The organism is Burkholderia sp. Ac-20384, assembly GCF_017104605.1.
Lineage (GTDB): Bacteria > Pseudomonadota > Gammaproteobacteria > Burkholderiales > Burkholderiaceae > Burkholderia > Burkholderia lata.
The window spans coordinates 1-959 of sequence record NZ_JAAGPE010000680.1; the positions used below are offsets into that span (position 1 = coordinate 1).

Annotated in this window: 2 protein-coding genes; both read right to left on the minus strand. The window is 67.6% G+C overall.

Translation table 11 applies throughout. From position 1 onward, the window contains the following. Window positions 1–458: SidA/IucD/PvdA family monooxygenase (locus G3O00_RS42810; protein ID WP_206146608.1), on the minus strand; the 458-nt coding region annotated here is incomplete at its 3' end. Between the two features lie 32 nt (window positions 459–490). After that, window positions 491–959, minus strand: a 469-nt coding sequence (locus G3O00_RS42815; protein ID WP_206146609.1) for a GNAT family N-acetyltransferase, incomplete at its 5' end; no start/stop codon positions are given.

The window sequence follows — 959 nt, forward strand, 5'->3', positions numbered from 1 at the left end:
TGCTCGTGGCCGGCCGCGTCGCGCGACAGCACGCGCAGCGCGTCGATCTTCTCGCCGTCGCCGCGTACCGGCTCGATCGCGAGGACGGTCTCGCTGTAATGGACGCTATCGTCGAACGCGTCGGCCACCCAGCTCAGGTAGTCGTGGAATTCGACGCGGGTCGGATAGAAGTTCTTCAGGTTGACGAATTCATTCAGGCGGCCGCGTTCGAACAGGTAGTTGATGAACGTGTAGCGGCTTGTCGGATCGCGCATCGTGACGAGATCCTTCAGAAACGAGATCTGCATCCGGCAGTCGTCGAGCAGCATCCCGCGATGCCAGCCGAATTCAGGCTGGCGCTCGACGAAGCAATGGGTGAACGGGCGCGCCGCGCGCCGTTCCTCGAGGCGGATGGCCAGCGCCAGATTCGACGGCCCGAAGCCGACGCCGATCAGGTCGAATACGGTTTCTCTCTGCATGTCTCAGCTCCCTTGTCGGTGAATCCGGCGCGTCAGACGTGACGGCCGGAGAAGAACGTCTCGCGCAGCGTGCGCATCCACAGCGGCTGCGCGTCGGCCAGCGCGAGACGGCGCTGCCGCGCGAAGCCATGCCGCGCGAGATGGTCGGCAACCCGCGCGTGGCCGGCCGGAACGGCACAGCCGACCGCTTCGGTACGCGGGTCGTCGAGAAACAGGTAATGAACGACGGACGGCAGCCAGCCCGCCACGCAATGCGGGCCGCGCCAGCGCGACTCGCCGACCAGCATCCGCAGCCCGCGGTCGTAGTCGCGCGCCGCGACGTGCGGCGCAAGCGCGTCTTCCTTCAGCCAGAACGCTTCGACATACGCGAACGGTTCGCCGTCGAAGCAGCCGACCAGCGGAATCACGTGCGGATCTGTGTCGGGCGCGGTGCCCTGCGTGCCGTCCGCGCCGGGCTGCGCACCCGGCCAGCCGTCGCGCACGCGCGGTTCGTCGAACCAG